Annotated in this window: 6 protein-coding genes; 1 reads left to right on the plus strand and 5 read right to left on the minus strand. The window is 51.4% G+C overall.

The features are described 5' to 3' along the window. The 5 genes from ACOYIE_RS09595 to ACOYIE_RS09615 form a co-directional block, all read right to left on the minus strand. The coding region (locus tag ACOYIE_RS09595) for a DUF927 domain-containing protein (RefSeq protein ID WP_433412674.1) at positions 1 to 1,816 on the minus strand (1,816 nt) is incomplete at its 3' end. A 17-nt stretch (positions 1,817 to 1,833) separates the two neighbouring features. Beyond that, positions 1,834 to 2,349: a CHC2 zinc finger domain-containing protein gene (locus tag ACOYIE_RS09600; RefSeq protein WP_117460847.1), complete on the minus strand. Its 516-nt coding sequence runs from the start codon at positions 2,347 to 2,349 to the stop codon at positions 1,834 to 1,836. Beyond that, complete coding sequence (locus ACOYIE_RS09605; RefSeq protein ID WP_158555404.1) at positions 2,349 to 2,831, minus strand: ERCC4 domain-containing protein; 483 nt, start codon at positions 2,829 to 2,831, stop codon at positions 2,349 to 2,351. Before ACOYIE_RS09605 ends, ACOYIE_RS09600 begins: the two co-directional genes overlap by 1 nt. Before the next feature lie 35 nt (positions 2,832 to 2,866). Continuing rightward, entirely contained in the window at positions 2,867 to 3,472 is a 606-nt protein-coding gene (locus tag ACOYIE_RS09610; protein ID WP_433412677.1) for a hypothetical protein, read from the minus strand. A gap of 5 nt (positions 3,473 to 3,477) precedes the next feature. Further along, on the minus strand, positions 3,478 to 3,942 hold the full coding sequence (locus ACOYIE_RS09615) for a hypothetical protein (RefSeq protein ID WP_433412679.1): 465 nt from the start codon (positions 3,940 to 3,942) through the stop codon (positions 3,478 to 3,480). Here ACOYIE_RS09615 and ACOYIE_RS09620 point away from each other — a divergent pair. Next, positions 3,941 to 4,483: hypothetical protein (locus tag ACOYIE_RS09620; RefSeq protein ID WP_433412681.1), on the plus strand; the 543-nt coding region annotated here is incomplete at its 3' end. The two genes, ACOYIE_RS09615 and ACOYIE_RS09620, sit on opposite strands and share 2 nt — an antisense overlap.

Below are 4,483 nucleotides of genomic sequence, written 5' to 3' on the forward strand. Positions count from 1 at the left end.
TGTAGTCCAAAGGCTCAAAATCGTCATTTTCAAGCTGTGGGAGTCTCAAAACCACGCATCTGGTGGGGATGTTGTTGATTCTGACAGTCTTCGTCAGATGCGGTTTGCTCGTTTGCAGGTAGTTGTTCTGCGCGAGCCAGCTCAACAGCGCCTGCGCGTTGTATCCTCCGTCTGCGCATATCGAATCAAATACCTTCCGTATCACGATCGCCGTATCATCGTCCTCCAGCCGTCCCCAAACATCGCTCACCGGGGCATCTCCGCCAAGGAACTTGTTCGCATTTTGGCTGATCGTTTCGCATAAATACTGATATCCGCGCTCATGCGCTGAAACGCTTGCCTTGGTTCGCAGAAATTCGCTGATTTCACCGGCTGTGAGCGCGCGGCCATCTTTAAAAATCCACTCTGTTGCAAGATTGTCGGCTGTAAGCACAAGCGCCGCAGCCATAGCCTGCTTTTCCGTGGTATCTCCCTCGCCAAGCTGTACGCTGTACCGTTTAAACAGATCGGCAGCGCGCTCCATTGCACCGTCCTGTTGTAAGTGCTCAACAAATGCACGCCCCGCAAAGCCGTAGTTTTTACGAACGGTATCTGCAACGCCGCGCGGGTCTTCAAACAGTTTTTCCCGGCATTCTATTTCGATGATACGGTTCACTGCACCGCCGCCGCTGCCCGCGCCTGTAATAGGCATTTCTCCGCTTGTAAGGATGCAGTTTGCCCAGGTAGGGGTTTTATCCACCCCTCCGCTTTTTGTGCCTCTGGTGCGCCCTGCACCCTCCGAGAGCATATAGATGTCTTTATCGAACTCCCGCTTGTCCTTTACGATCTGCAGCTCGTCCAGTATCAGAGGCAGACTGTTTACAAACGCCGCAGACTTTTCCCGTCCAACCGCAGTGCTGTTGAATGTGTGGATGAAACGCCCGATTTCAGGGTTTGCCCATACGCTGGCTGCCAGCATAAGGCCCACGGTCTTGCCGGATTCCGTGCCTCCCCAAAGGTGTACGAAGAACGGCAGACCGCCCAGCGGCTTTACCAGGACAGACGCAAACGCCGATGCAAGGATAACGCGGGCAAATACACTCTTCTGCCGGATGCCGCGTGCCATGCCGAGCCATTTTTCCATGCTGCCGCGTTTTTTCACGCTCTCAAAAAATGTTCGAAAATTTGCGTCTCCGTCAAATACAAGTTCTTCTACGTAGGGCGAAAAACCCTCATCTTCAATCCATCCCAGGCGGCTCACACTGTTTTTTTCAGGGATCCGATCATAGTTCAAAGATTCGAGGTCATAGAAATACTGTACCAGGTGCTTTGCGCTTTCAGACGTCACAGCGACGCCCACGTTTGCAAGCTCCAATATCTTATTTGCGCTGGCCAACACGCCTTTTTCAGCTATGACTTTGCGCCACTGCTTGCCCTTTCGATAGGCAATCTGAAGCTTCTCTGCGCCCGTGTCGATGTTTACGAGCCGCAGCACCGGCATGATCGGATGATTGCACGCCTCAATATCCGAGCCATATGGACCATCCGTTCTTATCCCAAATTCATCCGCCACCCAGCGGCCGGAATCCAGTTCCATTTCCTGTCCATCGAATTGCGTGACATTCGGCACCATGATCTCTTTGTTTTTGATGCGCAGGCTGTCTATGTATGCCTTATAGAGTTTTTTGAAGCCGTTCACGCCGACCGATTTTGCCCAAATCGTCATCTGTTCCAACGCACGGTCATGTACAAACGGGTCTGCTTTGTGCGCATAAACGTCCTCGAACGGCTTCGTCCCTTTTAAAAAATCGTCCTTTGTATAGGGCGATATCGTCATTTCCTGTGATATTCAAATCACCTCCAAGGGTGGCCTTGCAGCCATTCCCATTCGTCTTCACAGCCACGCACAGCAGCAATATAGCTTGGATGCATTGCTTCTATGCCTATATGCGGACGGAAATCTTTCTCCGCTTCCTCACAGGCTCTGTATCGCAGCATATGGCTGTCCCACTCTTTCCTGTATGCCTCCAGCTTTTCCAGCTCTTTTGCACGCTGTGCGCGGCGCTGAGCGGCCATGGCGCGGGTATCAGTCTTTTCATCATCTGTAAACCCGAAATCCGCGCCAAGCCGTATGACCGCCTGTGAAAAGTTGAGTCCAAACAGCTTCATCACGAAACTGATCACGTCGCCCCCGGCGCCGCATCCGAAGCATTTCCAGCGTTTGTCATTCGCATATGTGCCAAGGCTCGCGGTTTTCTCGCTGTGGAAAGGACATACGATAAAGCCTGCACGATTCTGTTCAAAGCCATACTTGGCGAAGATATCGCGCATCGTAAGGCTGCCCTTGATAATGTCAACCGCACGCCCCATCAGAATGCCTCGCTTTCCAAAAGCTCCTTTGCTTCCCGGTACAGCACTTCGCGTATCAACGGCCCGCTCAGCTTCGGCTCGCAGAAAAGCAGCTGGCAGTTGTACCGCGCCAGCCACGCCGTCATACTTGCTATCAGCGCCTGCGGCGTCATTCTCGTGCGAAATTCACCGTCCCATGCCTGTTCCCACGAGCCGTTTTCCACAAGCAGATAGATTTTCGCGCCCATGCCGGCCGCGCGTTCAAATTCGCGTGTGAACCTGTCCCGGCTGCGCGTGTAGCATTGGCACAACTCGTCAAGGCTCATTTTCCGTTCCACGGCCACACGCCCGGCAAGGCTCCACCAGTCGCCTGTGGGCATCCGGAACTTCGCGGAATAGTCCCCGAAGTCCAACTTCTGCCTCTCGTACGGGCATTCCATTTTATTTAAACGAAGCCGCAGACGCGGCGTGTCCTGTTCCCGTGTGTCCACCAGTATCACCATGCTGTCAAGCACGGATTTTTGCTCTACCGGATGCATCAGAAGGGCAAATCTTCGTCATCGTCAATGGTGGCGAAATCATCTGTATCCGCAGCCACGTCAATGCTCACGGCATTTTTGTTCGGCTTGTCAGCAGGCAGAGTAAACTTGCCATTACGCACTCGTTCTACCGTCAGTGCTCTAAACGGCTGCGCTTTCCATCCATTGCGCGTCCCCATGGCCCATTGCTCGTTGCGGAACAAAATGCCGACCATCTTCCCCTTGAGCTGTTCTTCGTGTTCAAAATCAAAATGGTACCCGATATTGCTTTCTTCAACAGCTTCGATCAGCGCCTTGAGTACGCTCTTTGTCCACTCGTCATTTTCCGTGCCGTCGTCCTTGGGGAGATACTGCCGGAGCACACCTTTCCACTTCTTGTCCTCGCCGCGCTGCGCATCGAAATCCTTCTTGTAGTGCCCTGTAAAATCTCCCTCTGCAATGTCGAATGCGATCTCCAGCTTTTTAAAGGTGCTGCTGCCGTCGCGGCTCTCGTATGTGCGTACTCCTGCTTTCAAAATTTTGCAGATGTATGCTCCCACAGGCAGTTTTTCCCGCTCCGCTGCGGCTTTTACATTTTCCCAGTTATCAGGTTTTTTAATTGCCATTTCCATTACTCCTTTTCTTTTACAGCCTTTTCCAGTCCGTAATATTCGCGGATGATTCCATCCACGGCTTTCAAATCGTTTTCAATTACCGGCTCGAACATTTCCATCGGGCTCTTCGCAGTCGTGGTACCGTCGCTCTGCGTGATAAATTGATGATTTCGCCCGTCCGTCTGGCACAGCAGCACGATGGAAAACAAACCTTCCAGCGTCAATTTTTCATCCAACATCTTACCGATGGTCTTTGCCTTGATTCGCCCGTCCACCACGTCCACGTGGTGCAAAAAGTACACGATCACATCATCCGGCAGTTTTTTGATAACGAGCTGCACGAGATTGTAAAAATGCAATGCCATGTCTGTGAATTTCTGATATCCCACCTCAGCCGATTTGCTGAACATCTCAAAGCACATCAGATACTGGCTATCGTCAATAGCAAAAGACTTGCACTTGCCGCCCAGCAGGCCGGACATGATTTTTGCGTATTCATCCGTGTTTTTGCTCGGCAGTTTCTTTTTAAAAGGCAGCGGTTTCCCGGCCACATTGAAAATACCGATCTCACCCGGCTCAAAGTTCCGCAGGCTCGCGCTTTTTCCGCTCCCGCTCTCGCCTAGAATCAATACAGGGATTCCGATAAGTCATTCCTCCTTGTCAAACACGACACGTTCAGCTGCGTTCAAAATGAATATGCTGCCGATCTGTGTCATCGAAAGCGTGCTCTCGTTATACACGTCAACCAATGCGTTATATGCTTCCGTGCTTATCCAAATCTGTGCACGGTTATTGTTGGTGTACTTTTTGGTTCTCGCTGGGATATGGATTTTACCGTCATTTCTCTCCATTGTTTTTCTCCTTCAGCGGGCAAAATTTCCCGCGTTCTTTAAATGGATTTATCAACCATTCCTCTGTGATGCGGCAGCTATACCGCTTAAAATTTTCCTCATATCGACAAAACAGCTTGCAATATTGGCATGTCGCTTGTCCCTCCGGGAAATGTACCAGCATCTCCAGGCT

Origin of the sequence: Agathobaculum sp., from assembly GCF_050946325.1 — a bacterium.
Lineage (GTDB): Bacteria > Bacillota > Clostridia > Oscillospirales > Butyricicoccaceae > Agathobaculum.